Annotated in this window: 3 protein-coding genes; all 3 read left to right on the top strand. The window is 69.0% G+C overall.

Going from position 1 to position 3,432, the window contains the following annotated elements; genetic code table 11:
- Positions 1-385: DUF2397 family protein (locus tag WCE35_RS11985; protein ID WP_424593555.1), on the top strand; the 385-nt coding region annotated here is incomplete at its 5' end.
- A complete protein-coding gene (locus tag WCE35_RS11990) occupies positions 382-1,680 on the top strand; it encodes a TIGR02678 family protein (RefSeq protein WP_424593556.1) in 1,299 nt (432 codons plus the stop codon). The genes WCE35_RS11985 and WCE35_RS11990, both read left to right, overlap by 4 nt.
- Before the next feature lie 44 nt (positions 1,681-1,724).
- The coding region (locus WCE35_RS11995; RefSeq protein ID WP_424593557.1) for a TIGR02680 family protein at positions 1,725-3,432 on the top strand (1,708 nt) is incomplete at its 3' end.

Here is a 3,432-nt window from a genome sequence, read left to right on the forward strand (position 1 = left end):
TGGCGAGGCCGCGCCGCGCGGCGCGCTGGCACGGGTGCGCGATCGCGCCGAAGCCCGCGCGCGGCTGGCGCTGGAACTCGCCGAGGAGTCGCTGCAGATCGAGGCGGCGCGGCAGCGCCTCGCCACCGGCCAGCCGACCCGGCTGTCGGATCTCGGCGAGCTCGACGTCCATGCCTTCAGTCTGCTGCTGGGATTGCTCGGTGAGGTGCTGACCGAGCAGCCCGGGCCGGACAGCAGCGCGCAACGGCAGACCGGCGACGGCTTGCTGCATATCAGCCTGACGCCGCTGGCCGCCGACAGCCACGCCACGATCCGGACGCCGCATGGCGTATTCGCCGGGCGCGACCATCTGGTCACCATCACTCCGACGGGAGACACAAGATGACGGCCACTGTCGGCAGCAGCAGGGACAGCCGCAGCATCGGCCAGCAGCAGCGCCGGTTCCAAAACGAGGAATTTCGCAGCGCGGTGCGGGCTCTGCTGATGAAGCCGCTGATCAGCCCGGACCACGAGGATTTTCCCGCGATCCGCCGCCAGGCCGATGCGCTGCACGACTTCTTTGCGCGCGAAACCGGCTGGCCACTGCAGATCGAACACGAAGGTGCCCGGCTTTATAAGCGGCCCGCAGACCTCGCCAGCACGATGCGCGGCCTGCCGCAATATGATCGCCGCCGTTACGTATTGCTGTGCCTGGCCTGCGCTGTGCTGGAGCGCGCCGAGCCGCAGATCACCTTGCGCCTGCTGGGTGAGCGACTTTTGCATTTTGCCGCCGAACCGTCGCTGGCAGCTGCCGGCTTCGGCTTCACGCTCGGCGCTGTCCACGAGCGGCGCGAACTGGTGGCGGTGTGCCGCACCCTGCTCGACCTCGGCGTGCTGCAGCGGGTTGCCGGCGACGAAGACGCCTTTGTGAATGCCGGAGGCGATCAGGCCGATGCGCTGTACGACGTGCAGCGCCGTGCCCTCGCCGGTATGCTGGCTGCGGTGCGGGGGCCGTCGACGTTCCGGCCGGAAGATGCGCCGGTTACGCTCGAGCAGCGGCTGCATGCCCTGGTCGACGAACATGTCGCTGACAGCGACGAGGGCCGACGCACCGCGCTGCGCCGCCAGCTGGCACGCCGGCTGCTCGACGATCCTGTAATCTATATCGACAGCCTGGATGCGGAGGCCCGGGCTTATTTCATCAACCAGCGCGGCGTGATGGCCGCCCGGCTGTGCGACGCCACCGGGCTGATCGCCGAGCAACGCGCCGAAGGCCTGGCTCTTGCCGACGAGGCCGGGGCACTGACCGATGTGGCGATGCCCGCCGAAGGCACCGATGCCCACGCCACGCTACTGGTCGCCGAATTCCTGGCCACCGCCGAGCGGCGACGGCGGGAGATCCCGGGCGACGCGCGGCCGTTCGCCGCGATCATCCGCGGGCAGGACGTGATCGATTTCCTGCGCGACAGCAAGAACAGCTATGGCAAATACTGGCGCAAATCGGCCCGTGAACCCGGCGCCGAACGCGAACTAGCCGAGATAGCGCTTGAGCGACTGGAAAAGCTGCAATTGATCGTGCGCGATGCCGACACCATCCACCCGCGCCCGGCGCTCGCCCGCTTCGCGCTCGGCGCGGCCGAAATCAGTGAAACCCGAGGCCGGCCGCGCGTCGCCGCCGATCTGCCGTTCGGTCCGATATGAACGAGCGCCCGGCTGAATTCGCTGCACTGTCCGAGCGACCCGCATTGCCGATTCCGACCCGGCAACGCTGGCAGCCGCTGCGGCTCGGACTGGTGGAGCTATTCCATTACGATAGCGAGGAATTCTGGTTCCGCGACGGTCACCTGTTGCTGCGCGGAAACAACGGCACCGGCAAGTCCAAAGTGCTGTCGCTGACCCTGCCGTTCCTGCTCGATGCCCAGCTCAAGTCCTCGCGCGTCGAGCCCGACGGCGACAGCGGCAAAAGGATGTCCTGGAACCTGCTGATGAGCAGCTATGACCGCCGCATCGGCTATGCCTGGATCGAGTTCGGCCGCCTCGCCGACGACGGCACGCCGCGTTACCTTACACTCGGCGCCGGGCTTTCCGCGGTCGCGGCGCGTCCGCAGGTCGAGAGCTGGTTCTTCGTGCTGGAAGATGCCAGCGGCGCACGCATCAACCAGGATATCTGGTTGACCAGCGACCAGCGCGTGGTGCTGACCAGGGAACGGTTGCGCGACGCGCTGCAGGGCCGCGGCCAACTGTTCGAGACTGCCGCGAGCTACCGCCGCGCCGTGGATGAGCGATTGTATCATCTCGGCACCCGGCGCTACGACGCCCTGATAGATACCCTGATCCAGCTGCGGCAGCCGCAATTGTCAAAGAAACCCGACGAGAGCGCGCTGTCGGATGCGCTCACCGAAGCTCTGCCGCCGCTGGCCCCCGAATTACTCGGCGACGTCGCCGAGGCGCTTGGCCAGCTCGAGGAAGATCGCCGCCAACTCGAGGAATACCAGGCGCTGGCCCGGGCCGTCGAGCGCTTCGATCAGCGCTACCGCGTCTATGCCGGCACCCAGAGCCGGCGGCAGGCCCGCGCGCTACGCCAGGCCCAGAGCGAGTTCGACAGCGCCAGCCGGGCGCGCGGCGAAGCCCAGGCCCGGCTCGAAACCGCCACGATCGCAGAAGCCGGCGCCGAGCAGGCCCACGACGCGGCGGAGCTGGCGCTGACCCGTGAGCGCACTCGGCTCGACACCCTGCGTGAAGACCCGACGATGCAGGACGCCAATCGGCTGGACGCCGCCGCGAAAGACGCCACGGCGCGGCAACGTGCGCGCGAGGCCGCCACCACCGCGGTCGACCAGGCGCGGCGGCGACTGCGACGCAGCACCGAGGAAACCGAACAGGCGGCGCAGCGCATGGCGCAAGCCGAACGTCACATGACCGGCCTGCGTCGCGACTGCGCCACCCACGCCGAAGCCGCAGGCCTGACCGTCTCGCATAGCGAGAGCCCGCTGGCGATTCTCGACGCCGCAGATCTCGCGGCGTTGGCGCCACTGGTTTTCGACCAGGCCTGCACCGGGCTTCACAGCCTGATGCTCGGTCGGCGCGAACAGATCGTGGTGTTACGGCAGCGCCACGCCGAGCTGGCGGCGGCCGAATCCCGGCAGCAGCAATGCCGGCAGGCCCGCGACCAACGACAGGATGACGTCGAGGCGGCGGCGCAACGCCGCGAGCAGACCGATACGGAGGTCGAGCAGCAGGGCCGCCAACTGATCGAGGCCTGGGAGCGTCACTTCGGCAGCACCCAGCAGCTGCACGTCAGCCCCGACGACAGTGTCGCAGCGCTTGCGGCGCTGGCCGACTGGGTGCTCGGGCTGGATGGCGACAATCCGGCGCGACATTGCTTGCAGGCGGCGCAGCAGCGGGCCAGCCTGCGTCTGGCGCAACGGCGCGTCTCGCTCGACGGGCAGCGTC

The sequence above is a fragment of the Bradyrhizobium sp. genome, from assembly GCF_049691595.1.
GTDB lineage: Bacteria > Pseudomonadota > Alphaproteobacteria > Rhizobiales > Xanthobacteraceae > Bradyrhizobium.

Coding starts and splice junctions, on each gene's coding strand:
- WCE35_RS11990 (WP_424593556.1), top strand. CDS start 382: ATGACGGCCACTGTCGGCAGCAGCAGGGACAGCCGCAGCATCGGCCAG.